The organism is Candidatus Protochlamydia phocaeensis (assembly GCF_001545115.1).
Lineage (GTDB): Bacteria > Chlamydiota > Chlamydiia > Chlamydiales > Parachlamydiaceae > Protochlamydia_A > Protochlamydia_A phocaeensis.
In genome coordinates, this window is sequence record NZ_FCNU01000011.1 from 90,030 (window position 1) to 113,221 (window position 23,192).

The following is a 23,192-nucleotide window of genomic DNA, read 5'->3' on the forward strand; positions in this document are numbered from 1 at the left end:
AATAAAATTTAATTTATTCTAAGGTGACATTATGAATTTGAAGACCCTTTCCAAGGCGTTCCAATCAGTTGTAACTATGTTTTTCTGGCGCAAGAGCAAAAAATCTTTCTTTGAGTATTTTGAAGAGCAGGCAAGAGAAACGCTTTCCGCTGCTGAATGTTTAGCTGATCTTTTTTTCCATCCGGCTGAAGCGCATTCCATCGCAAAAAAGATTAAAGGCATTGAACATGCAGGCGATCAATTGACCCACTCTGTTATCCAGCAAATGAATACCGAAGGTTTTATTCTTCCGATTGATCATGAAGATATTTTAGCTTTTGCAAAAACAATAGACGATGTGCTCGATTATATTGATGATTCGGCGGAATCCTTTGCAGAGATCTATGAGCTCGATGCTACCATGCCCTTTGCCTCTGAATTTGCCCTATTGATCTTGGAAGGAACTCAAACGCTCGTAGATATTTGCTCTCTTCTCAAATCCCCTTCTCAGCATGCCTCTGCTATTTTAACTAAATGCGTAAAAGCGCATGAAGTGGAGAATCGGGCCGACGATCTTAAGAAAGAAGCGCTTAAAAAGCTTTTTTCTCAATTAAAAAGGCAGGAAGTGGATCTACCGAACTACTTGGCTTGGAGCGAAATTTACCGTACTCTCGAAGTCGTGACGGATAAAATAGAAGATTGCGCCAATATTGCTGAGCAGATTGTCGTGAAATACTCTTAGAGCGTATATCAACCCATCATAGCCTTAGCTAGGAGGAAGCCTTGTCTATGGATTTTCTTCTGCTTAGTGTCGTCATATTATTAATTTTGGTTGCAGAATTTTTAAATGGCTGCACAGATGCCCCCAATGCCATTGCTACTGTGGTTTCTACGCGTACGTTATCGCTAAGAATAGCGCTTATCCTTGCAACCACGCTTAATATATTGGGGGCCTTTTCTGGAACAGCTGTTGCCACAACAATTGGAAAGAGTATTGTCCAGCCTGAGGCGATTAATTTAACCTCAATGGGTGCGGCCATGTTAGCCATCATTTTTTGGAGCCTTTTTACTTGGCGCTTTGGACTGCCCATGAGCAAATCGCATGCCCTTGTGGCTAGCCTTTCAGGGGCAGGCCTGGCTTTGGCAGGTCCTTCTGCCCTTATATGGGAAGGATGGGCTAAGGTGCTAATCGGCCTTCTTCTTTCTACTATGCTAGGGGCGTTAGGCGGCTGGATCTTGGCAAAGTTCATTCAATCTTTTTTTTCCCGCTCCCATCCCGCTTCAGCAAAAAAAACTTTTATGCGCCTTCAGCTTTTATCCTCTTCTTTGATGGCTTATAGCCATGGATCTAATGACAGTCAAAAATTTATGGGGGCTTTTAGCCTTGCCTTACTTATTGCAGGCCTTTCCTCTACATTTTACGTGCCGTACTGGGTTATTTTAATTTGTGCGCTTACAATGGGATGTGGAACAGCAATAGGAGGAATGCGCATCATTAAAACGGTTGGATTTAAAGTTGTCCATTTAGAAAGCTATCAAGGCTTTGCAGCCGAAACATCGGCAGCCTCTACTATTCTGCTTGCTTCTTTTTTCGGCATTCCTCTTAGCACAACCCACACCATAAATACAGCCATCATTGGTGTTGGGCTTGCCCGCCACAAAAAATTAGTGCACTGGAATGTCTTTTTTTCCATTGTTGCAGCCTGGGTAATGACTTTTCCTGTTTGCGGCATTATCGCTTATTTCTCAGCCTTTATGCTTCAAGCGTTTGAATTGGCGGGCTTGCCAATCCTGATCTTCCTCTTCTTAGGCGTCGTTTATATCTATGATTTATTTTTGTACGGGTTTTCTAATTGGAAAATGTCCCGCTTTAAAATCTAGCTTTTCGAAAAATCACTCGATAATCTAAAAAGAAAGAGATTCGTTGCTTAGAAGGGATATTAGCCCGGCTAATGGCGTAGATTCGCATTCTTTTCCCTAGAAGGGACGGTCCCTTTACTCAGATATTTTCGCTAGGAAACTCGAATCTAGATCAGTGGTAATTTTAAGAACTCTGCTTAATCGTTTCTTAAGAAGATCTTTTAACTTTCTAACTATAAAAGATTTATAATAAACAGATTAAACAGTAAAAATGCAGTAGTAAAAAGCAGAAAAAAAATTAAATTTAAAAAACATCATCATACCATCCAGGTTGTATAGCCTATGCTCAGGCGTTTAAATCATCACTCTATTTGATTAGTTATTAACAACTTAAATAAAAAACTTTTTCCTTTATGAAAAGCCGGCGGCTTTAGAAATACCCTTTGCAATTAGATAGACTTTTTTTTTCAATTGTTCTCCCGTATGCATAGGATCTTACTTTTCCTTGCCATTAAATCGAGTTTTTGCTATCATTATATCAGCAATCTACAAAAATAAGTAACTATCAAACATAGCCTTTTTTCGGCTTCTAAATTACGGGGGATTCCTGAATGTCACTAGACAAAGGTACCAAAGAAGAAATTACAAAAAAATTTCAGCTTCATGAGAAAGATACCGGTTCAGCCGACGTCCAAATCGCTATTTTGACAGAGCGCATTACGGAATTGACAGAGCACTTAAAAAGATCTCCAAAGGATCATGGATCTCGCTTGGCGCTTCTCAAATTAGTCGGTCAAAGACGTCGTCTACTCGATTATCTAAACTCAACAGACACAAAACGTTATCAAACGTTAATCAATAAGTTAAAGCTTAGAAGATGATTAAGCTTTAATATGATAAGAGAAAGGGGCAGCCAAAAGCTGCCCCTTTCTCTTAAGCGCAAAAAGAATCTTTCCTAATAAAAGGTTATAGAAATCAGAAAACCCTCTTTAAATATTCTTTTAGTTTTTTAAAGTGTGCTTTCTGAGTTCTATTTTCTCCTTTTAAAGGTAAGAGTTCTTTTAAACCCGGCAAATAGACTTAAATTTTGCAAAAAATAAAAGTCTTGCTCGTACAAATAGGTCTTATTAGGTATAGATAGATAGCCAGTTAAACAAGGCTGAGCTTTTCTAACTTTCAAGTTTCTTCAAAATTCGATAAGAGAAGTCAAGAATAATATTCGCTTCATATTTATAGAAGAAAAGCTAACTAGTTGGACCATTCGGCTTCGCTTATGTTTGATTATCCTAAATAAAAATAAGCTCAAGCCGCTATTCATTTAAGAGGTTTAAGATGACCTCCCATACCCTTTTACTTTATGGAGATTTACTCAATGCAACGTGAAACTATATCTATTTCAGTTGGCGAACAAGAAATTACCTTGGAAACCGGTAAAATCGCACGTCAAGCTGGCGGAGCGGTGATTGTTCGCTGTGGCGAAACCATTGTTTTTTCCACCGCATGCGCGGCTCCCAATGCTGATCCCACTACCGATTTCTTACCTCTTCGTGTAGATTATCAGGAAAAATTCTCTTCTGCAGGAAAAACTTTAGGCGGTTTCATTAAAAGAGAAGGACGTCCCGCAGAACGCGAAATCTTAGTGTCCCGTTTGATTGACCGTCCTTTGCGCCCCATGTTTGAAGAGGGCTACTACAACGAAGTTCAGGTTCTGTCTTATGTGTGGTCATATGACGGTGTGCATTCTCCCGATCCATTGGCGATCTGCGGTGCGTCGGCAGCCCTTGTCATTTCAGATATCCCCTTAATTAAACCCGTCGGCGCTGTCCGAGTAGGCTTCAGCGATGGGCAATTTATCGTCAATCCCACAGTGGAACAGCAGAAAAAATCCAAATTGGACCTTATGCTGGCTGGAACGGAAGATGCCGTTCTCATGATTGAAGGGTCTTGCGACTTCCTAACCGAAGAGCAGGTATTGGAAGCCATTGAGCAAGGGCATCAGGCGATCAAGGGAATTTGCCACGCTTTAAGTCAGTGGCAAGCCAAAGTGGGCAAACCAAAGAATCGCGAAACATTGCGCAAGCTTCCTGCAGAGCTTTATGAAGACGTCGAAAAGATTGCCGCTCCCCTATTAGAACAAGCTTTGCGCATCGGCGAGAAGAAGAAACGCGAAGAATCTTTAGGACTAGTTACGCAAGCCGTCAAAGAAGCCTTCCTGCCAGCGGGAGAAGAGCCAAAATATCCGGAAAAAGACGTGACTTATGCCTTGAAAGAGATTTCATCTAAAATGATGCGCCGCATGATTTTAAATGAGAATTTAAGATCGGATGGCCGCCAGTCTACCCAGATTCGCCCTATTGACATCGAACAAAGCATGCTTCCCCGTGCCCATGGAAGCTCGCTATTTACGCGAGGCGAAACACAGGCCCTCGCCGTGTGTACGCTTGGCGGCGAGAGCATGGCACAGCGCTATGAAGATCTCGAAGGAGAAGGTAGCCAGCGCTTCTATTTGCAATACTTTTTCCCTCCTTTCTCCGTAGGAGAAGTGGGACGTCTGGGAGCTCCAGGCAGACGGGAAATTGGACATGGTAAGCTAGCTGAACGGGCATTAATGGCCTTGATACCGCCTAAGGAGCAATTCCCTTACACAATCCGCCTTGAGTCCAATATCACAGAATCTAACGGATCTTCTTCTATGGCTACTGTTTGCGGTGGATGCTTGGCCTTAATGGATGCCGGTGTGCCTATCAAACGTCCAGTTGCTGGAATAGCAATGGGGCTGATTTTGGAAAATGATCGCTATATTATTTTATCCGATATCTTAGGGATCGAAGATGCTTTAGGCGACATGGACTTCAAAGTAACAGGCGATCAGCAAGGCATTACTGCTTTCCAAATGGACATTAAAGTAGAAGGTATTACAATTGAGATTATGCGGGCAGCTCTTCAACAAGCCAAAGATGGCCGTGTCCACATTCTCAATAAGATGCTCTCAGTTGTTCCAAAATATAAAGAACAAATGTCCCGCTATGCTCCCCGCATTGAAACCGTTCAAATTAAGCCTAGCAAAATTGCAACGGTTATCGGTCCGGGCGGTAAGCAAATTCGCGCCATTATTGAGCAGACAGGCGTTCAAATTGATATCAATGACGATGGCTTAGTCAGCATTGCTGCCGCCGATTTGGAGAGCATTGAAAAAGCTAAGGCCATTATCCATGGCCTAACTGCAGAAATTGAAATTGGAAAAATTTATTCCGGCAAGGCGACTTCCATTGCTCCTTTCGGCGTATTTGTCGAAATTCTTCCCGGTAAAGAAGGGCTCTGCCATATTTCCGAGTTTGATGTCAGCCGCATCAATAATTTGGCAGATTATGTCAAGCAAGGGGATATCGTCACGGTAAAGGTTCTCGATATCAACGAACGTGGCCAAATCAAGTTAAGCCGCAAGGCCACTTTAGGCGGTTAATTGCAATATTTAGCAAGGGAAGCGCAAGGCTTCCCTTGTTTACTAAAGAAAAAATCAAGACGTAAATTCTTTAAACGATCCGCTCTTCTTAAATCTCACAAAAGAATCGGTCAACATAAGGTCGTAGATTTTTGCTTGAGCTTTGTCAAAAACTCCGCTTGATGGCACACCCCCTTTGTCTAATTCCTCTAATAAATCCTTCTTTGTTGCGCCTGGAATATTAATTTCGATAAAAGGACTATCGTCTGGAACTTCTATATAGTTCTGCCTGATTTCTTTTGCCTTTTGCAAAGTGGGGTTCTTTTTAAATTCGTTAACAATGTCATAAAAAGACAAGGTTTCCGAAGAACATTCCCCTTTTATAAATTCGGCATACGCTTGTTTCATAGGTGGAAAAGAAAGGGCAAAATTAAAGCTTCTTCCATGTTTTTGACAGACTTGATCAAATTTTTCTTTTAAGGCAGGATCACTTGCCAGAACATCCTTATATTTTGTTTGAAAGGCTATCATTTTCTCAGCAAGCTGCTTGCCTTTATAGGTTTTCCCTTTACTTTCAGAGACTTAAGAAGACCCCACTTCCGTTTTAGGAATTTCTAGCTTTTCCAAGCCTTTTAGAGACTTTGCGGCTCTAGCTTGAGGCGTTAATCCCAACGCATTGACTAAACTAGAAAGCGCTTTATTAACCAAGTCCTGAAGCCCCCGCTTTAATGCGTCTAATTCAGGAAAAGCGGGAAACAAAAATGAGCGTCTTATGAGTCGCAGGCGCATGCGAGGCGACTGCCTGAGCCGCTTTTTCTGGCTCTATTTGACCGTCCTTGACTATCTCCTCTTGAGAGATGAAAGTGGACTTAACTGACGGTGGCTGCTGCGGGGAATCCTTATATAAACGATGCGCTCCAATATTCATATCGCTATGTATACTCATACATAACCTCAAAATAAATCTTTGAAAAAGATTCTTTTTTATTTTAAAAAAAATCCTACAATATCATTATACTACAAAAATATTTTCTATTGAAAAATAGCTTGCTATTTTTTTTAATGTCATTGATTCTAAAAAAAAATTTGATTGTTAAAATCTATGTTAGGCCGTTTAAAAATAGTTATCCCTTCTTTCAACAGCGTTAAATATCTTCCCAAGACTTTGCATTCAATTGAAACGCAGACTTTCAAGGCTTACGATGTCTGTATAGTCGACGATGCCTCTACCATTCCTCAACAGCGTCAAATTATTGAAGAATTTTGCCAAAGACATTCTTCTTGGCGCGCACTTTTTCATTCCCATAATCAAGGGGCTTTAGTAAGCATCATCGATGGCATTAATGGGCTAGATTGTCAAGACGAGGATGTGATTGTCATTATCGATGGAGATGATTGGCTTGCCAATGACCAAGCTTTGCAGATTATTGCCGATACCTATCAATCTCCTGATGTTTATCTCACTTATGGATCTTTTGAGACGTATCCAAAGGATTGCATTAATATTACTTATGCAGCCCCCATTGGAGAAGAAGTGATTGAAAAACAACTGTACAGACATATTAGATGGGTCTTTCATCACCCAAAAACTTTCAAATATTTTCTTTGGAAGCAAGTAAAAGATGAAGATTTGCGCAACGGAGAAGGCAATTATTATATGGTCACAAGCGATCGGGCACTTTTTTATCCGTTGCTTGAAATGGCTGGGCGGCATATTCGCTTTATTGACAAGATTCTTTACATTTACAATCTCGAAAATCCCTTGAACGATCATAAAATTAATCGCGATGAGCAATATTTCGAAGAACTCTATATTAAATCTCGTACCAAATATCCTCCTCTCAGGTAAAAAAGCATGAAAGGTCAATTTAAAATTGTGGTCCCTTCTTTTAATAGCGTCAATTTTATTCCAAAAACGCTTGCTTCAATAGAAAGCCAAACAAATAAAAATTACCAGGTTTGCGTCATTGATGATTGCTCGACTTTGGAAAAACAACGGGAAATTATTTCCGAATTCTGTCAGAGGAATCAATGGAAGTCTATTTTTCATACTAAAAATGAAGGAGCGCTAGCCGGAATAGTCGAAGCAATCCATAGCTTGAACTGTCAAGATGACGATGTCATCGTCATGCTAGATGGAGATGATTGGCTATATGATGAGCATGTCCTAGAAAAACTAGATAAGATTTATACGGAAGAAGACGTCTATTTGACTTGGGGACAATTTCAAACCTATCCGCCAAATTGCATCAAGATGAATTATGCCCTTCCCATTCCAGAAATTGTCATCGAGCAGCAATTATACAGGGAAATTGTGGATATTTTTGGCCACTTGAAGACCTATAAATATCGCTTATTTAGAGAGATTAAAGATGAAGATTTGCGCGACCCGCAGACAGGTGAATATTTTCGTGTTTCATGGGACAAAGCCTTGATGTACCCCATGCTAGAAATGGCTGGTTATAAAGTCCGCTTTGTACCCGATCTCTTGTATGTTTATAATATTGTCAATCCGTTAAGCGATTACAAGATCAATCGCAAAGAGCAAATCATCGCGACTGATTACATCCGCTCTAAGCCTCATTATAAGAGGATTTTTTAATAAGGAAAAGCAATCACCCGATTTTGGAAAAAGATCTTTCTCCCTTTTTCTGTCCTCTATTGACCCTAAATGGGATCGCTACAGTTATTGCCAATGCCTAGGACGCGTCCCTAAATGCATAGTAGCAATTTAGGGGACGTCCTAGAGCTCATGAAGAAAGCATATTAATGGAATATTCATCCCTTCTACGCTTCACTATGCTTTCTTCTCCTTCAAATTAGAGAAATTCAATTTACAGGATCTTGTCCACCTTGGCCTTGTTGATGCATTGGATTAGGAAAATTAATCTCTGCAAGAGAAATGCCCGCGCGCTTTAAGACCTTTCCCTTCATTTCCTCCAATTTTTCTAAAAGGCCGCGGCAGTCTGTCGCCATTTCGCTTGGGTTTTTAACAAATTTTCCTGGCAATTTTTTCAGAAGCCATTTTTCACAACCGTCAATCAACCCTAGTTGGGATTGAAGCGCCGGTATTTGCCGCGCCTGTTTGATTGTTTGAAGAATGTGATGCTTTGTAATTTTGCGAATAATTTGGCTGCAATAAAATCCCCTTACAGTCAATTGATGTCTATAAATGATTTCCGGACTCTGATGCGGATCCCATATAGAGGGGGCATCAAGAATAGTCTGTTTAATTTTATCTATCTGCGTTTGCACGTTCACTCCATCTTTCCTGGCAATATTAATCCATTCACACGTGATGAGCGTTAAATGTTTTAACTCCCAAGATAAATCATTAAGCACTTCATTTAGCCCTTCCTGGCTATCTGCACACCTTCTTGTTACAATTCCAGGAATTAAAGGATAGGAAGTTAAAGATCCGGGAGAAAAATTGATAGACATAAGATCCTCCTTTGTAGGATAAGGTGCTTCAAATATAGATTTAAAGCCCTTAATTCCATCCATAATTCAATCCATCATTTATTGCAAATCATTACAATTAGTGTTCTCCATGTGCATTACGACAATGTTTAAATTTCGTTAAACAAATCATTATTGCTTACATCATTCCTGAATGTATCCTAGAAAGGGTTCCCGAGAATTGTGAATGAAACCGAAAACCCAACCGATAGCAACGACAAGAGGACTAAACAGGAGGAAAGGATAGCTCATCTATGCCTTACAATTTGCTCAATAGCCAAATGTCCATTTCATCATAGCGTAGCACACAACCTAAAGAAGAAAAGGCGGTGGATCTGCCCAGATAAATTTCATAGCAATCGACTGTCTTGCATAAGAAACGGCATCTAAATGATTAAGCTGCTTAAAACGGATTTAAAAGGAATTGCTTGAAAAATTTTGAGGCCCTAGCAAAAGCTAGGGCCAAAGAAGTGAGTTTAGGAAGAAAGACCTAAAGAATTGGAAAGCGGGCCAGAATTAGGCATATTTGCTTCTTTAGGAGGAGGTGGCGGCGGCGTCGCGGCAGGCTCTTTTTTATGTAAGTCCGCAGCTCGCTTCAGCCGTTCTCTCTTACGAGTAATATCCCAATTTCTTTTAATGACAATTTCCTGAACATCTTCGCTGTCCAATGTCTCAAATTCAATGAGCATTTGCGTCATCAGTTCAACTTGCTCGCGATATTCTAAAATAATCTTACGAGCTGTTTCATGGGCTTCCTCTAAAATGCGGCGCACCTCTGCATCAATAGCCTTAGCTGTTTCATCGGAGTAATTCTTTTCATGAAAATCTCCAAATCCATAGCCAGTCTGATTATTGTCATGCCCTTCATCATAGGCAACAGCGCCAAGTTTGTCGCTCATTCCCCACTTACAAACCATGCTGCGGGCTAGTTGAGTCGCTCTTTCGATGTCTTGTTGAGCCCCGCTTGAAATATCCTCAACGAAGATTTCTTCTGCCACGCGGCCGCCCATTAAAACAGCTAGCTGATCATGCAATTCATGCTTCCAATAGCTGACGCGGTTTTTCTTAGGCAAGAACATCGTTGCTCCGAGAGAAATGCCGCGCGGAATGATCGTCACTTTATCAATCGGATCTCCGCTTTTGACAACCAATCCAACCACTGCATGGCCAGACTCATGGTAGGCTGTCGTTTTCTTCTCATTTTCATCAATTTCCAAACTACGGCGCTCTTTGCCATATAAGACCTTGTCGCGCGCTTCGATCGTCTCTTGAGATGTCACGGCTGTACGGCCTTTACGGGCTGCTAACAAGGCCGCCTCATTCAAAATATTGGCCAGATCGGCGCCCGAAGCACCAGGCGTGCTGCGCGCAATAGCCATTAAATCGACCGACGGATCCATTTTAATACGGCGTGCATGCACCTTCAAAATGTCAAAACGCCCCTTAATATCGGGTAGACCGATGACAACACGTCTGTCAAAGCGACCAGGGCGCAATAAGGCTTTATCCAATACATCGGGACGGTTGGTTGCAGCCATTAAGATGACGCCTTCGTTTGTATCGAAACCGTCCATTTCAACGAGAAGCTGGTTCAGCGTCTGTTCACGTTCATCATGCCCACCGCCAATCCCTACGCCACGATGACGTCCAACCGCATCAATTTCATCCATAAAGATAATGCAAGGAGCTGCTTTCTTAGCTTGATCAAAAAGATCGCGGATACGGCTAGCTCCTACCCCGACAAACATCTCCACAAAGTCCGAACCGGAGATAGAGAAGAAGGGGCGATCGGCCTCGCCTGCCACGGCTTTGGCAATCAAGGTCTTTCCAGTCCCTGGGGGACCAATGCATAATACGCCTTTTGGAATACGGCCGCCCAAAGAAGTAAATTTTTGAGGGTTCTTCAAAAACTCGACAATTTCTTGCAGTTCTTCCAGCGCTTCATCTACCCCAGCTACATCTTTAAAGGTAATCTTATTATCACCTTTATTCAATAAACGGGCAGGAGACTTGCCGAAATTCATGGCGGTATTGCCCATTCCCTTCATCTGTCTTGCAAATATCAAGTATAGAACGAGGATGACCAGCAAAACGGGCATCATGGTGAAGAGATAGCTAAAGTAATTGGGCGATGGCTCTTCACTCTTAAAAGTTTTTTCCAATACATCATTTAAAGGCTGGTCAGGCGCTCTAAAAATTCCGCCGCGATTTTGATTAAAATTGGTCCATTCTTCTTTAGCCTTGGCAAACCACTGGCCAAATACTTCTGGATCTTGCTTTTCTAAAGAGCGGGTAGAGAGCTCTTGATTATTGAAATACCAAATCACATTCGCAACAGACTGACGGGCTTTATCCAACTGGATTTGGTTGTCATCCAAGCGCGTATTGATTTGATTATACTCATCGAGCATCTCTTTGTAATTGCGTACGCTGCGTAATTTTGACAAGCGGACGTGATCCTCTTCTTGATTAAGATCAGTAACGATCGCTTGCAAGCCATCCAATGTATGGCCATACGCACTTAATTTTTGAGCTGGAGGAATAGCAGAGGAGCTGACATCCGCAAGCTCTCTATCCATCCCCTTTAACGTCTGCTTAATTGTTTCCGATCCAATCCCCAAAGCAGGAGAACGGAAACTTCTCAACAAATCGCTAATGGAGTTCCCAAGATTCTTAACAGCTTCTTCGGAAGGATTCTTGCGAACTTCTAGAAATTCAGATTGAAGCGCAGCCAAGCTCTCAGTGGAGGACTTTGGCAGATTTTTTATGATAACACTATGGTCTTCGTCGGGAGTGTTATATAAATCATCAACAACGACATACCCCCCTTTAGGTAAAGGCAGTCCGCTTAGCTGTAAGAATAAAGTCGAAGAATCGACAATTTTAGACTTAATATTTTTTAAATCATTTCTTACACGAGCCTGTTCAGATTTCAATTCATGATTGGCATTGAGAAGCTCTAAGTACTTATAACGATTTTTTCCTTCTTCCGTTAAGCGTTCTCTAAACTTTCCACTAAACGTGACTAAATTATCATTCAAAGCAATCTTTCGGCTCTCTTCTGGCTGCAAGAGCTGAAGATTGACAAGATGTTCGAGCTGATAACTAAAGGAAACTTTAGCAAACTTAGTATCGATAAAATTTTGCACCATTAGGGCAAACAAAAAAGCGGCCATCAGGAACCAAACAAAGCTGTTTGACACCCCTTTCTTAAAGTCTTGCTTGTTATCGTCTGGCATAATTTCCTAACATTCAATTTCACGATCCCTTCGCTATCTTAAGTGATAGAACTAGGCCGTATTAAAGTTGCATATATTGATTTATTGATTGTATCACAGGAGACATTCGCTTTCAACTATTACCTCATATCTTCTCTCTTCCTTTCTTTGACTTTTCTTGCGTTTAAAATAAAGAAAAAACTTACACCATCTTTTAAATTGACGCTAAACTTTTCTTTTACTTTTATAAACTTCAGAGAGTCATTAATTTAAATCGCTATCTTTCCTTGATAAATTAAAAGTGATCGTCGTTTTGCCGAGACTGGTACGTCAGGCGCAAAGTCAGATAAGTTTGATCGGGAAGAGCAGGGCAAACGCTTTTGCCGCTTAAAAATTCCCGAAAAACGCAAGCCCCTTGCCAAATGACCGGAAAGGCTTGCCTTAAGAAAGCCGGCACCTTATGCTGCCCCCACCACTTATTCAAAGAAATCTGCCCCTGATAAGCGGCCTGTGAGGAGGAGGAGGAGCGTTGAAGCACATAATTGCCGACTGGCAATTTAATTTCTATTTTTCCTTGCAAGGCCTCTTTCCAAGATGAGGCATGGGTAACAGAATGATCTTTTGTAAGGAAAGATTCTATCTGCCATTTCCCTTTCGAATAGGCCATTCCAGGTTCAATCAAGCAGCTCTCTTTCCAAACCTCATCGAGAGAAGAGATTAAAAATAGGCATTTGCGATCAATCCACATACGCCGCTTTCCCATTTCAAAGCATTGATTCGCTTTTCCGATCAAAAAAGCTTGAGCCGCCGCTTCTATCTGCGGGCGCGATAAGAAAAATCCTTCTTGTTCGCAAAGACGGCGGACTAGATATTTTACTTCTACAGAAGTCATTGGCATTTGGCTTAAATCGACATATATTCCCCAAGGGCCACGTCTCACCTGTGATAAAAGAGGGGTTAGACGCTGATCGAAATAAGCATTCATGTCTTGCATATCATGCGCCAGGTCAATGAGCGCATTTTGCACATTTTTCCCAAACATTTCATTTAGCCAAGGAATCATACTCTGCCGCATGCGCGCGCGAAGAAAACGCTCGTCTTGATTTGTGGGATCTTCAAATCCTTTAAAAGGATAGGCATTCAAAAAAGCATAAATTTCTGTCTTGGAAAACGGAAGAAGCGGACGCAGAAGGCGCATTCCCTGCCTTCGGGTTTCTTCTTTAAGTCCGGATAAATTTCGCCAATAGGATCCTTCGAAGATTCTCTTAAGGACTGTCTCTGCCTGATCATCGCTTTGATGTCCTAGCATCACTGCCTGAAAACCATATTTTTGGCAGAGCGCATTGAAAAATCGATAACGAGCATCCCGGCAAGCGGCTTCGAGATTTCCTTGCATGGAATCAGGCTGAAGCGTTGTTAAATGAAACGGAATCCCGTGCTGGCTGGCTAGCTGCCGCAAATACTCGGCCTCCCGTCCGCTCCCCGGGCGCCAACCGTGATCGACATGAGCCACATGAAAAACAAAAGGACGGATTTTCTGGCATGCTAATAGGCTGTAGAACAAGCAAAGAGAATCCGGGCCACCAGAAAAAGCCAATAGAAGAGGTTCCTCTACAGAACAATAACGATTGAGGAAAGCACTAACTGTTTCAACAATGGGCATATCAAAAAATTACTTATTAAATTGATAGAATAGATAAATCAGGATAAGAATGAAAAGTAAAATCCAAAGAAAAAGCTGATAGGGATCCTGCTGTAAGGTCAATGCTTCTTGCTCTTGCATGAGGTCTGCAGATAAAGGCTTTGGCTTGATATCTTCATAAATGGGCTTGGACTCGGGCTTATCCTCAAAAACTTCCTTTAATTCAGGCACGAATCGCATAGCCAGCCAGTCTTTCCATCCCTCTTTCCAGACAAGCGTATCGGGAGTGATCCTTTCATCTATTTTGAGTTCCTGGATACTATAAGGCCCGGCCCTCTCATTCTGGATTAGGATATACCATTCTCGACTCATTTTGATCTCGCTATCTTATACCAGCAATTGTTTGATTGTATCAAATCCGTCCATTATTTACTCTATTTATGCTTAAATAATTGGATTTAGATTAATATGATGCCTATTCTTTGGCGCTATTCGATTGGACATTTTTTAAAGATCGTTGCTGCTTGCGTCTTATCTTTTATAGCCATTCTACTGACGATGCGGCTGGATGAAATTGCGCACTTTGCCGCTTTAGGAGCACCGCTTGCTTACATCCTTCTCTTTACGCTCTATCAGATTCCCTATATTTTACCTATTGCCCTCCCTTTATCTTGCTTGATTGCCGCACTGCTTTTCATTCAACGGCTATCTAATACGCATGAATTGACAGCGCTTCGGGCAAGCGGATTTGCCATTCGCGATATCATCGCTCCCATTCTATTGACATCCGCTTTTTTAGCGGTGTTCAATTTTTGGGTGGTGTCCGAGCTAGCTACGCGCTCTCACCTTCAGGCTAATTTATTAAAAAGCGAGCTCCGCTCAATTAATCCTTTATTGCTTTTGCACAATAAACATCTCATGCGCTTGAAAGGCCTGTATTTTGAAGCTCTAGGAGCGTCCCGAGTAGGAGAATCGGCATCCGATGTTGTATTAGCCATCCCCAATAAACATCATCAACGCATAAACCTGCTCATTGCCCAAAATTTAAAAGCATCTCCCACACTCTTCATTGGACAAGGCGTCACGCTCTTAACCGGTTCAGCCGGTGAAGCGGCAGAAGGCTTTGACAATCTCCTTGTCGAAAATATGGCAGAGTCTATTACGCATGTCCAAGATTTTTCCCAGCTTTTACAAAAAAAAGTATGGACCATTAATAACGATTATCTTCAACTTCCTCTATTGCTGGTACGCATCAAAGAACAAACGCGCGCTTTAGAGCAAGCGAAAAAGGAAAAGGCGGACGCCCCTCAGCTTAAGCAAGCAAAAGCGCAGCTCAATCGCAGCCTTGCAGAAATTATTAAACGCTCTTCTATCGCCATCGCTGTTTTTAGCTTTACTTTGATGGGGGCTTGTTTTGGAATCAATATTAGCCGCAGGCGGCATTACCGCAGCCTTTATATGCCGATTGGACTGACAACGTTTTACCTGATCGCTTTTTTTGTCGCCAAAGGAGTGGACCAGAATCTGTCTCTTTCTTCTAGTCTTTACCTCGTGCCCCATCTCATCATCATTGCCGCTTCAATTTTTGTTCTCAATCGAGTCAGCAAAGGAATAGAATAATGTTTAGAACGATTTGGGAGCGCTATTTTTTAAAAGAATTCATTAAAGTTTTCTTCTTGTTTTTAATTTGTTTCTACGGATTCTATGTCTTGGTTGACTATGCCAGCCACACCAGCGCCCTTCCCCATCATCAAGTGCAAATTCTCTGGAAAGATTTGGCCCGTTACTACCTTTTTGTCTTCGCAAGCCGGGCCGAAATCCTCATTCCCCTTGCCTTATTAATCGCCTTTATCAAAACCGTCTGTCAGTTAAACGCCCATCAAGAGCTTGTCGCCTTACTAGCGGGAGGAATTAAGCTTAAAACTCTCATGCGGCCCTTTTTATTTGTCGGTTTGGTGTGCACGATCCTTCTCTTTCTGAATGAGCAATTTCTATTGCCGGATGCGTTAAAAAAGCTAAGGCGTATTGAAGATGCGACCAAAAGCCAAAAACACCGCCACGTCCCTGCTATGGCCGTTCAACATGTCATCTTGGAAGATGGTTCCTTGCTTTTATTCCAAAATTACGATACGGCAAAAGAGCAGTTTTTTGACGCTTATTGGATTCAATCCATCGACAACCTTTACCGCATTAAATACCTATCGCCTTATACAGCGCCTCCTATCGGATATTTTGTGGATCATTTCATCCGGCAGCCCTCTGGAGAGCTGCTTCAACAGCACGCTTATCAAACACTTGATTTTCCTGACATGCGCTTTAATCCGGAAATCCTGCAATCGACTATTTTGGATCCCGACGTTCTTTCTATCAAAGAATTAATCGACCAATTTCCAAATTTATCTCCTGATGCGAATGAGAAAGAAAGCAAAATGCTCACCTCTTTCTATTGGAAGCTAATCCTTCCCTGGCTTTGCATCCTAGCCATTATAGCGCCGGCCCCTTCCTGCGTGCGTTTTTCTCGCCAGCTTCCCATTTTTTTTATTTATGTTTGCTGCTTATTCGGTTTAATTGCCTTTTATATGTTCATGGACGCCGCTCAAGTGATTGCAAAACGGCAAGTGCTGCCCCCTTTGATAGCCATTGGCTTTCCTTTTTTGACGGTTTTTGGCTTCTTTGGCTGGCGGTTTGCCAAGATGCATTAAGAGGGTAGATTAAAACTATTCCCAATTACGTTATTGCTTGTTTTTTATATTCAAGCCTTTTAGCATAGGTAACCTGCTACATATTCTTTGATTTCAGAAAATAGGACAGGCATTACTAGCTCGAGTTTTATATGCGATCTTTCTCATTTTTATGGCTTCTTATTGGCTTTCTTTTTAATGGGTCCTTGCATGCCGCCTTAAGTTTAAGGGATTGCCAGAATTTAGCTTTGGCCAATAGCGAGAAAATGACAATTGCCGATCTGCAAGCCTTAATCGAACAGGATCGCTTAAGCGAAACGCGCAGCCTAATTAGGCCTCGCTTAAATGCAGAGGCAAATTATATTTGGAGTGGGGAACCCAAGCATTTTCACAAGACAAAGGGAATTAAAACAGCCCGGATCTCCTTAACCGTCCCCCTTTTCGACCTCAGCAGCTGCAATCTCATTCAAGCACAAAAGAAGCTTTATCACTCTTCCCTATTTAGTGCCGACAACATTGAACAAGACCTCTTATACGCCGTTCATACCGCCTACTTTCACTTGCTTGCTGCTCAGAAGCTAGAAGAAATCATCCAGCACTCCATTTCCTCCATAGACGAGCAGCTGCGCATTACCGCAGACTTTCATCAGCAGGGATTACTACATCGCAATGATGTGCTTCAAGTGGAAGTCCAATTAGCGCAGCTCAAGCAGGACGCCATTGAAGCCCGCCATCAGACCTTATTGGCCCAAGCCAGCCTCAATCGCCTTATCGGCTGGGAATTAAATTGCCCCATTGAAATAGAGGACGTTGCCGAAAGCAACATGGGCATAGATAACCTAGAAGAAATGATCGCTCTTGCCAAAGCCAAGCATCCCGCTCTTTTAGCCTTGCAGGCGCAAATGGCAGCTATCCGTTATCAATATAAAGCCGAGCAAGCGCAATTTTATCCTTCCGTTTATGCCTTTACCAATTATAGCTCGACGGGCGAGTATGCGCTTCCTTATCGCCATGGAATCGATGCCGGAATTGGCGTCCAATTATCTTTATATGAAGGCGGAAGCACGCTGGCCAAGCTGCGCAGGATTAAAAAAGAACAGTGCGAGCTGGACTATCAATATCGCGCGATTGAAAAAGATATTGAACTTAGCCTGCGGACCGCTTATTTAACCATTCAATCCGCATTGTGTAAAATCCCTGTCGCTCTCAAGAGCATTTCCTTTGCAGAAGAAAACTTGGTTTTGACAAAAGATCTCTTCGAAGAAGGCCTTGTTACAGCAAGCGATGTTATGAGCGACGAGGCAGGAGTCGTGACAGCTCTTGTCAACTACTACCAGGCGCTTTACACCTATTACCAAGCTAAAACGGATTTAATTTATTCTGCTGGACTCATGAATAGAGAGGAATGTCCTTATCATGATTATGAATGTACGGCCCCGGTGGCTGATTAGTTTTTTCTTTACCTATTTTCTGGCGGCTTCTTTAACAAGCCTACAAGCTGCAGAGATCACGACAATCGGCAGCATTTATCCTTCCTCTAAAAGCGTCATCGGCAGCCATGTGGCTGGAAGGGTGCAAGCTATTTGGGTCAATATTAGCGACGAAGTTAGGCAAGGCCAGCCTTTGTTAAAAATTGATCCGATTTTTTTTGAAATCGAAGTTTCCTTGAAGCAAGCTGCCTTAGAATCCGCCAAAATTGCCTTAGCGGATGCCGAAAAAGATTTGACCAGGATGCAGAATTTATGGGAGAAAAAAGAAGGCCAGTCTCCTTCTATTTCATTAAAAAAGTTGGAAGAAGCACGTTCTAGATACGATCAAAGCTTGGCGGCCGTTAAAGAAAACGAAGAAAACCTCAAGCGTGCAAAAGTCAATTTGCAAGAAACTTTAATTCGAGCTCCTTTTACAGGGGTAATTACCAAGCGGCTGATCGATAAAGGCGAAATGGTAACAGCTACGCCTGTGACAGAGCTTTTAGAAATCCAGTCGATCGAACCGGTTTACTTGGAATTTTCCATTCCCCAGTCCTGCATGTCTTTGGTCCAAGCCGGCACTCCTCTTGAGTTTGAAATTGAAGGAACGCAGAAAAAAAACTATCAGGCCAAAATCAATTTGCTCTATCCGGTCCTCGACGAAGCCACTCGTTCTCTGCGCTGCCGTGCCGTCATTGATAATAAAAATAAGGACTTGCTTCCCGGCTCTCTTGCCAAAATTACCATTAGAGGAAATCAATCGTGATTCTTTCTGATCTGTCGATTAAGCGTCCTGTTTTCATTACAATGGTCATGCTGGCGTTTGTCTTATTTGGAGCCATTGCCTTTAAAAATTTAGGCGTTGATCTATTTCCCAAGGTGGATTTTCCTGTAATCACCATTGTCTCCGTCTTGCCTGGGGCCGATCCCGAAACCATGGAAAAATCCGTCACCGAAATCATTGAAGAGGCGGTCGCCAACATCAGCTCTATCAAGCACTTGCGCTCAACCAGTGCGGAGGGCATCTCTCAAGTTGTCATTGAATTTAATTTAGAGAAAAACGTCGACATCGCTTATCAAGAGGTCCAAGCCAAGCTTGGCACGATCCGCAAGGAATTGCCGGATGATCTCAACGATATTATTATCGAGAAATTCGACATTGATTCCGCTCCTATCATGGCAGTCGTTCTGTCAGGCGATTTGCCCATTCCAACCCTTTCTCAGATTGCCGATAAAGTCGTTAAAGACCGGTTGCAGCAAGTACAGGGTGTGGGACAAATAAAAATTGTGGGAAAGCAAGACCGTAATGTATGGGTCTATTTGGACCCGTATCAATTAGAAGGGCTGCAACTCTCTGTTCAAGATGTCATGCAGGCTTTAAGAGCCCAGCATATCGAATTCCCCGGCGGACGCATTGAAACAGGTAAAAAAGAGCTTCCCGTTAAAGTCAAAGGCGAGTTCGAAGAAGCCAAGCAGCTAGAGAATATCATTGTTGCCTACCATAACGGCTATCCTGTCAAAATCTCCGATCTAGGCGAAGTGACAGATGGCGTTGAAGAGCTGCGGACATTGGCGCGATTAGGCGAACAGCAAGCAGTTGCTTTGATTGTCCGCAGACAATCAGGCACGAACACCGTATCCGTTGCCGATAGTGTTAAGCAAGCCATTGAAAAATTACGCCCTGAGCTCGCTTCTCAAGGCATTAATCTTGAAATTGCTCAGGATCTGTCTGTTTTTATCAAGCACTCCATCGAAGAGATTGAATTTCACTTAATTTTCGGCGGCGCGCTGGCCGTTCTCATCGTGTTTGTTTTTTTAAGGAACTTCCGCATCACATTGATCAGCGCCTTGGCTATTCCCATCAGCGTCATTTCGACCTTTACACTCCTAAGTTGGATGGACTTTACGCTGAATACCATGACGATGCTGGCTTTATCTTTATCGATCGGTATTCTCATTGACGATGCCATTGTTGTCGTGGAAAATATCTATAGGCATTTTCGCAAAGAAGGACGGGCTGAAGAAGCAGCCAAGACAGGAACGCAAGAGATTGGCCTGGCCGCCTTTGCCATTACCATGTCGATTATCGCCGTTTTCCTTCCCGTCGCTTTCATGCAAGGCATGATCGGACGTTTCTTTTATCAATTCGGCTTAACGGTGACTTTTGCGGTTCTGATCAGCCTTTTCGTGGCTTTCACGCTCACCCCCATGATGGCCGCTAAAATGCTGCGCGTTCCGAAAAAAGAAGGGCGCCTTTCAAGAGGAATAGGGGCCTTACTACATGGACTGGATGCCTTGTATGCCTCTATTCTCGCCAAAGCGCTGCGCTACCGCAAAACGACGCTATCGATCGCCTTCATTCTTCTACTATTGACGCTTTCTTTAAGCAAATGGATTCGTTCCGAATTTGTTCCGGTAGAAGACCGCAGCGAATTCTTTGTTAAGGTCCGCACTCCCCTTGGATCATCTTTAGCCGTTACTGATGAAACCCTTCAGCATATTCGTTCGCTGATTAAGCACGAGCCTTGGTTGAAGTATACCTTTTCCACTATTGGAAACGACAGCTTCAACAAAGTGAATGAAGGAGCTCTCTACGTCAAAATGACAGATAAAAGCGAACGCCAGCAAAGTCAAAAGGATGTCATGGAATGGGTGCGTCAAAAGCTTGCATCCCTCGACAATCTTAAAATCAGCGTGGAACCCGTTCAAGCCGTGTCTGGAGGAGGAAAACGGACAAGCGCCCTCCAGTTAGACATCAAAGGCAGCGATACGCACCAAATTGAGGCGCTATCGGAGGCATTGCTAGCAAAACTGGAAAGCGCGAGCGGCTATGTCGATTTGGACTCCTCTTACGAGAAAGGCAAGCCGGAGATCAATGTGCATATTAAGCGCGAAACCGCTTTGGCCATGGGAGTGACCCCTTTTGCCATTGCTCAAGCCATCAAGCCTTTGATTGGCGGGGCGGACATCAATAAATTCCGCTCTAACGGCGATCGCTATAATATCAGCGTACGCCTGAAAGAAGGGTTCAGGAATAAAATTCCCGATCTTTACAACCTTTCTGTCCGCAATGACAAAGGGGAATTGGTGAAACTTCGCAACTTAGTGACCGTCGAAGAAAAGCAGGGCCCCGTTCAAATCGACCGCTATAACCGCTTTCGTATCATTTCGGTCTTCAGCAATTTGAAAGAGGGACAAAAAGTATTAGGGGAAGCTATCAATGAGATTTCTTCCTTTATCCAAGAGATGAACCTTCCAACCGGCTACAGCATCCAATTCTCAGGCAATGCAGAGTCCATGAACGAATCTTTCAATAACTTGCTATTCGCCCTCTTCTTGGCCGTCATTGTCGTTTACATGGTGCTGGCTTCTCAGTTTGAGAGCTTTATCCAACCTTTCATCATTATGCTATCCCTCCCTTTTTCCATCATCGGAGCGTTGGGAATTCTGGTCATCAGCCAAGCGACCCTTAGCATTTTTACAATCATTGGAATTATTATGCTCATGGGATTAGTGACCAAAAACGCCATTCTGCTGATTGATTACATCAATACGCTGCGCTCAAGAGATGGCCTAGCGCTTGAAGAGGCTATTTTGAAAGCTGCGCCGACCAGATTGCATCCCATTTTGATGACCACTCTCGCCATGGTATTCGGCATGCTGCCCATTGCCATGGGAAATGGCGCAGGATCGGAGTCCAGGGCTCCGATGGCGCTGGCCATCATTGGCGGACTGATCACATCCATGTTTTTGACTTTGATCATCGTTCCTGTGATCTATGCTTTGGTCGATTCGCTTTTAGCCAAAAGCAGACGTTTTTTTAAAAAAGCAGAGCCTGCGCAATTGGAGTCGATTCCGCAAACGATGCCTTTATAAGTAAAAGTATGCTTAAATAGTCAGATAGCTATTGCGCTCTTCAGTAAAAACCTATTTCATGGCTTAAATTCGATTTCTTTTCCCCAGGAGGCTCCCTTGCCCTCTTGGGGAAAATAATCTCAAATCTAGGCTCCAAGTGCACGAACTATCTAAGCATAAAAGATTCTAATTATTCCCAATTTAATTCTTTTCCATCCGTTTATACCTGTTTGCTTGCAAAAAAATGAGAGCCCTTCAGGCCTTTTAAACAATAGGTGCGCCATTCCCCTAGGCATCATCTATTCCGTCCATTTACTCGGTTTTAGGAGTAATGGACAAGACTGAGTATTTTTCAATTGTTTCTTCCCATGTCAGCTCAGGGTTAGGCGGCTTCAAATGATCGATTATCTCATTGTGAATTCTTTTAATTTTTCCGTATTGAGCCTGATCAATAATGAGTAGTTCTCCCTTTTTTTCCGGATCCGCGGCTGCTTTGCGCGTCCATTTAGCTGCTAAAATGACCTCTTTATGCGCATCGCTGCGGACATAGAATTCAATCTGATCTGCAAATTTAAGGTAGGCATCATAAATGCGTTGAGGGAGATCTTTGCCTTTATTGACAATATCAGCTTCTGTTGTTTGAACAAATTGCTCATCCCTTTTTTGGATTGACTTTCTGCGCACTTCCTCAGGAGCTGAGACGTGAAGCAGTTTGATCTTATATCCCCTTTCTTTGAGAAATTGAAAAAAAGAGCTTGTTGACGGACTAGTGGACGTTGTTCCCAAATAGAAAGCATAGCCCTGGCGGATTAAATGCGCTAAAATTAACTGCGACGCTGCCTTAGAGGCCGGACGCCATTTATCATACGCGGCTTTTTTTGCTTCAAAAGATTTATCGCTATCATGAATTTCTGCTTGGTAAGTCCTCCATTGCTGCTTTAAACAAACATCATCGGGACAGATATAGGCATAGTTTTCGCCAAGGCTTGCAATGCTGTGAATGAATCTTTCTTGGTTAAGAAGGGTCGTCTTGCCTGCCCCTGGCGCTCCGGCCGTTATGATGGCGATCTTTTCCTTAACAGGATTTTGAGCGATAATCCTCTCATATATCTCCCTAATATCCTCTTTTAATTTTGCCGATTCCCCTACTGTATACTCCTTCTGATAATCAAACGCATTACCTGATAAATAACTCTCTAGAATAGGTTGTTGCAGCCAATATTGAAATCCAGTGGATTCATAAATATTTTTAAGATCACAAATATCAAGAGAATGCGTGATCACCATATTGACCTCCTAAGCTTAATATTAGAAAGAATTTTAGCTCCAATGTCAGAACTCAATCACTTAATTGAATAAATAAACAATAACTCAATAAAGATTAAGTACTATTCTTAGAAGCTCCTTCCCCTCGTTAGGACAGTCTCTGGGCTCTTTTCATCATTTATTAGTCCTGAAGACCATCTATAAATCTATGAAAATCGCTTTAAATAAGTATTTGGACAAGCAAAGTGTATATTCCGTGCCAGAGTCTATCCGGCAACGGAAAAGGAAAGTGCCTAGGCATTTCTTTTATTAAATGCCTGT

General features: G+C 42.5%; 19 protein-coding genes. 11 read left to right on the forward strand and 8 right to left on the reverse strand.

Annotation, left to right across the window (positions count from 1 at the left end):
- Window positions 1-31 precede the first annotated feature (31 nt).
- The 4 genes from BN3769_RS04155 to pnp all read left to right on the forward strand — a co-directional run bounded on the left by BN3769_RS04155 (window position 32) and on the right by pnp (window position 5,302).
- The gene (locus BN3769_RS04155) at window positions 32-721 is read left to right on the forward strand and encodes a DUF47 domain-containing protein (RefSeq protein ID WP_068467886.1); all 690 of its coding nucleotides are present in this window, start codon (window positions 32-34) and stop codon (window positions 719-721) included.
- A 47-nt stretch (window positions 722-768) separates the two neighbouring features.
- Complete coding sequence (locus BN3769_RS04160) at window positions 769-1,860, forward strand: inorganic phosphate transporter (protein WP_079989404.1); 1,092 nt, start codon at window positions 769-771, stop codon at window positions 1,858-1,860.
- A gap of 590 nt (window positions 1,861-2,450) precedes the next feature.
- A complete protein-coding gene (rpsO, locus tag BN3769_RS04165; RefSeq protein WP_068467889.1) occupies window positions 2,451-2,720 on the forward strand; it encodes a 30S ribosomal protein S15 in 270 nt (89 codons plus the stop codon).
- A gap of 491 nt (window positions 2,721-3,211) precedes the next feature.
- Entirely contained in the window at window positions 3,212-5,302 is a 2,091-nt protein-coding gene (gene pnp / locus BN3769_RS04170) for a polyribonucleotide nucleotidyltransferase (protein WP_068467891.1), read from the forward strand.
- A 54-nt stretch (window positions 5,303-5,356) separates the two neighbouring features.
- On the opposite strand, the gene BN3769_RS04175 is transcribed toward pnp, so the two are convergent.
- From BN3769_RS04175 to BN3769_RS04180, 3 genes are read right to left on the reverse strand one after another with little or no spacing between them, the layout of a single operon-like run.
- Window positions 5,357-5,812, reverse strand: coding sequence for a regulator of G-protein signaling domain-containing protein (locus BN3769_RS04175; protein WP_068467893.1), 456 nt, complete (start codon window positions 5,810-5,812; stop codon window positions 5,357-5,359).
- A gap of 51 nt (window positions 5,813-5,863) precedes the next feature.
- A complete protein-coding gene (locus BN3769_RS14675; RefSeq protein WP_154017816.1) occupies window positions 5,864-6,040 on the reverse strand; it encodes a hypothetical protein in 177 nt (58 codons plus the stop codon).
- The gene (locus BN3769_RS04180; RefSeq protein WP_154017817.1) at window positions 6,021-6,227 is read right to left on the reverse strand and encodes a hypothetical protein; all 207 of its coding nucleotides are present in this window, start codon (window positions 6,225-6,227) and stop codon (window positions 6,021-6,023) included. Before BN3769_RS04180 ends, BN3769_RS14675 begins: the two co-directional genes overlap by 20 nt.
- Before the next feature lie 156 nt (window positions 6,228-6,383).
- Between BN3769_RS04180 and BN3769_RS04185 the strand changes: the two genes are divergently transcribed.
- Together BN3769_RS04185 and BN3769_RS04190 are read left to right on the forward strand one after the other, a co-directional pair.
- Window positions 6,384-7,130: a glycosyltransferase family 2 protein gene (locus tag BN3769_RS04185; protein ID WP_068467897.1), complete on the forward strand. Its 747-nt coding sequence runs from the start codon at window positions 6,384-6,386 to the stop codon at window positions 7,128-7,130.
- A gap of 6 nt (window positions 7,131-7,136) precedes the next feature.
- Window positions 7,137-7,883 (forward strand): glycosyltransferase family 2 protein, encoded by a 747-nt coding sequence (locus BN3769_RS04190; RefSeq protein WP_068467900.1) that lies wholly within the window; start codon window positions 7,137-7,139, stop codon window positions 7,881-7,883.
- A 227-nt stretch (window positions 7,884-8,110) separates the two neighbouring features.
- Here BN3769_RS04190 and BN3769_RS04195 read toward each other — a convergent pair whose 3' ends face one another.
- The 4 genes from BN3769_RS04195 to BN3769_RS04210 all read right to left on the reverse strand — a co-directional run bounded on the left by BN3769_RS04195 (window position 8,111) and on the right by BN3769_RS04210 (window position 13,972).
- Window positions 8,111-8,722, reverse strand: coding sequence for a hypothetical protein (locus BN3769_RS04195; RefSeq protein ID WP_154017818.1), 612 nt, complete (start codon window positions 8,720-8,722; stop codon window positions 8,111-8,113).
- Window positions 8,723-9,216: 494 nt separating this feature from the next.
- Window positions 9,217-11,979, reverse strand: a complete 2,763-nt coding sequence (ftsH, locus tag BN3769_RS04200) for an ATP-dependent zinc metalloprotease FtsH (RefSeq protein WP_068467904.1) — start codon at window positions 11,977-11,979, stop codon at window positions 9,217-9,219.
- A 274-nt stretch (window positions 11,980-12,253) separates the two neighbouring features.
- Window positions 12,254-13,621, reverse strand: coding sequence for a tRNA lysidine(34) synthetase TilS (tilS, locus tag BN3769_RS04205; RefSeq protein ID WP_068467906.1), 1,368 nt, complete (start codon window positions 13,619-13,621; stop codon window positions 12,254-12,256).
- 9 nt (window positions 13,622-13,630) lie between these two features.
- Entirely contained in the window at window positions 13,631-13,972 is a 342-nt protein-coding gene (locus BN3769_RS04210) for a DUF4339 domain-containing protein (RefSeq protein WP_068467909.1), read from the reverse strand.
- Window positions 13,973-14,068: 96 nt separating this feature from the next.
- Between BN3769_RS04210 and BN3769_RS04215 the strand changes: the two genes are divergently transcribed.
- The 5 genes from BN3769_RS04215 (at window position 14,069) to BN3769_RS04235 (ending at window position 21,626) form a co-directional block, all read left to right on the forward strand.
- Complete coding sequence (locus BN3769_RS04215) at window positions 14,069-15,220, forward strand: LptF/LptG family permease (RefSeq protein ID WP_079989405.1); 1,152 nt, start codon at window positions 14,069-14,071, stop codon at window positions 15,218-15,220.
- The gene (locus BN3769_RS04220) at window positions 15,220-16,302 is read left to right on the forward strand and encodes an LptF/LptG family permease (protein WP_068467911.1); all 1,083 of its coding nucleotides are present in this window, start codon (window positions 15,220-15,222) and stop codon (window positions 16,300-16,302) included. Before BN3769_RS04215 ends, BN3769_RS04220 begins: the two co-directional genes overlap by 1 nt.
- A 131-nt stretch (window positions 16,303-16,433) precedes the next feature.
- On the forward strand, window positions 16,434-17,732 hold the full coding sequence (locus BN3769_RS04225; RefSeq protein ID WP_068467913.1) for a TolC family protein: 1,299 nt from the start codon (window positions 16,434-16,436) through the stop codon (window positions 17,730-17,732).
- On the forward strand, window positions 17,698-18,516 hold the full coding sequence (locus BN3769_RS04230) for an efflux RND transporter periplasmic adaptor subunit (protein ID WP_068467915.1): 819 nt from the start codon (window positions 17,698-17,700) through the stop codon (window positions 18,514-18,516). Before BN3769_RS04225 ends, BN3769_RS04230 begins: the two co-directional genes overlap by 35 nt.
- The gene (locus BN3769_RS04235; RefSeq protein WP_068467917.1) at window positions 18,513-21,626 is read left to right on the forward strand and encodes an efflux RND transporter permease subunit; all 3,114 of its coding nucleotides are present in this window, start codon (window positions 18,513-18,515) and stop codon (window positions 21,624-21,626) included. The genes BN3769_RS04230 and BN3769_RS04235 overlap by 4 nt, the downstream gene beginning before the upstream one ends.
- 291 nt (window positions 21,627-21,917) lie before the next feature.
- Here the strand turns inward: BN3769_RS04235 and BN3769_RS04240 are convergent, their stop codons facing one another.
- On the reverse strand, window positions 21,918-22,892 hold the full coding sequence (locus BN3769_RS04240; RefSeq protein WP_068467920.1) for a zeta toxin family protein: 975 nt from the start codon (window positions 22,890-22,892) through the stop codon (window positions 21,918-21,920).
- Between the last annotated feature and the right edge of the window lie 300 nt (window positions 22,893-23,192).

Coding starts and splice junctions, on each gene's coding strand:
- BN3769_RS04195 (WP_154017818.1), bottom strand. CDS start 8,722: ATGTCTATCAATTTTTCTCCCGGATCTTTAACTTCCTATCCTTTAATT.
- BN3769_RS04240 (WP_068467920.1), bottom strand. CDS start 22,892: ATGGTGATCACGCATTCTCTTGATATTTGTGATCTTAAAAATATTTAT.
- BN3769_RS04190 (WP_068467900.1), top strand. CDS start 7,137: ATGAAAGGTCAATTTAAAATTGTGGTCCCTTCTTTTAATAGCGTCAAT.
- pnp (WP_068467891.1), top strand. CDS start 3,212: ATGCAACGTGAAACTATATCTATTTCAGTTGGCGAACAAGAAATTACC.
- BN3769_RS04180 (WP_154017817.1), bottom strand. CDS start 6,227: ATGAGTATACATAGCGATATGAATATTGGAGCGCATCGTTTATATAAG.
- BN3769_RS04225 (WP_068467913.1), top strand. CDS start 16,434: ATGCGATCTTTCTCATTTTTATGGCTTCTTATTGGCTTTCTTTTTAAT.
- ftsH (WP_068467904.1), bottom strand. CDS start 11,979: ATGCCAGACGATAACAAGCAAGACTTTAAGAAAGGGGTGTCAAACAGC.
- BN3769_RS04215 (WP_079989405.1), top strand. CDS start 14,069: ATGATGCCTATTCTTTGGCGCTATTCGATTGGACATTTTTTAAAGATC.
- BN3769_RS04175 (WP_068467893.1), bottom strand. CDS start 5,812: ATGATAGCCTTTCAAACAAAATATAAGGATGTTCTGGCAAGTGATCCT.
- BN3769_RS04185 (WP_068467897.1), top strand. CDS start 6,384: ATGTTAGGCCGTTTAAAAATAGTTATCCCTTCTTTCAACAGCGTTAAA.
- rpsO (WP_068467889.1), top strand. CDS start 2,451: ATGTCACTAGACAAAGGTACCAAAGAAGAAATTACAAAAAAATTTCAG.
- BN3769_RS04160 (WP_079989404.1), top strand. CDS start 769: ATGGATTTTCTTCTGCTTAGTGTCGTCATATTATTAATTTTGGTTGCA.
- BN3769_RS04220 (WP_068467911.1), top strand. CDS start 15,220: ATGTTTAGAACGATTTGGGAGCGCTATTTTTTAAAAGAATTCATTAAA.
- BN3769_RS04210 (WP_068467909.1), bottom strand. CDS start 13,972: ATGAGTCGAGAATGGTATATCCTAATCCAGAATGAGAGGGCCGGGCCT.
- tilS (WP_068467906.1), bottom strand. CDS start 13,621: ATGCCCATTGTTGAAACAGTTAGTGCTTTCCTCAATCGTTATTGTTCT.
- BN3769_RS04155 (WP_068467886.1), top strand. CDS start 32: ATGAATTTGAAGACCCTTTCCAAGGCGTTCCAATCAGTTGTAACTATG.
- BN3769_RS04230 (WP_068467915.1), top strand. CDS start 17,698: ATGATTATGAATGTACGGCCCCGGTGGCTGATTAGTTTTTTCTTTACC.